Genomic DNA, 865 nt, shown 5'->3' with positions numbered 1-865 from the left:
CTATGGAGGAACGGTTGTCAACACCACGGCGGTGAACAGCCATGTCACATCCTCGGGTGATGATGTATACGCCGGCATCGGGGGGGGGCGGGTTTCCAGAGGAAAGGTTGTCAACACCATGGCGGTGAACAGCAATGTCACAACCGAGGGTAGAGGTTCAATCGGGGGGGTGGTGGAGGAGGTTTACGGAGGAACGGTTGCCGACACCAAGGCGGTGAACAGCTTTGTCAATGGCAATGAAAAGAATTTTGGATCTATCTCCAATGATCAGCTTCTTTGCCAAAAAGCAGACCCACGGGTGTTAACAGCCAGTTGCTCTTCGCGAACAGAATTTCTGGTTGCGTTGGATTTATCGGTTTGCCAGGTAAATGCCGCTACAGCATCAACACCCATAGATATTATAGATATTAATGATGCAGAAACCCTGGGCAAGATTGGTCGACATCCCAAATATCGACTGGACGGTACCTATCAACAGAAAGCGGATATTGTTGTCACTAAAGACTATCAATCCATTGGCAATGATTCCCATCCATTCACCGGGGAGTACGATGGGCAGGGTCGTACCATCAGCGGCCTGTCTGACTGTTTTGTTGACACTCTGGAAGGCAGCATCCGTGACCTTCACTTTACTTGTGCCAATATAAATTCCCAGAAGACGACCGGGTTAGCAGCCTGTGTTGTTGATGTTACTGGCACAGTCAGTAATATCCGGGCGAAAGATGTTCATATTTTCACCAATGGTAATCAAAATTACGCTGGCATCGGGGGGGGGGACGTTAGAGGAACGGTTGCCAACACCACGGCGGTGAACAGCCATGTCACAACCTCGGGTTATGGTTCATACGCCGGCATCGGGGGGGGG

1 pseudogene is annotated in these 865 nt (G+C 50.6%); it reads left to right on the top strand.

Going from position 1 to position 865, the window contains the following annotated elements:
* Positions 1-865 (top strand): annotated as a pseudogene (locus J7439_RS25640) (hypothetical protein); the annotation flags it as partial.

The organism is Salinisphaera sp. G21_0 (assembly GCF_017744115.1).
Taxonomy (GTDB): domain Bacteria; phylum Pseudomonadota; class Gammaproteobacteria; order Pseudomonadales; family Endozoicomonadaceae; genus Endozoicomonas.
Note: the sequence above shows the minus strand (reverse complement) of the source record. Positions and strands in the feature narration are given on the sequence as shown.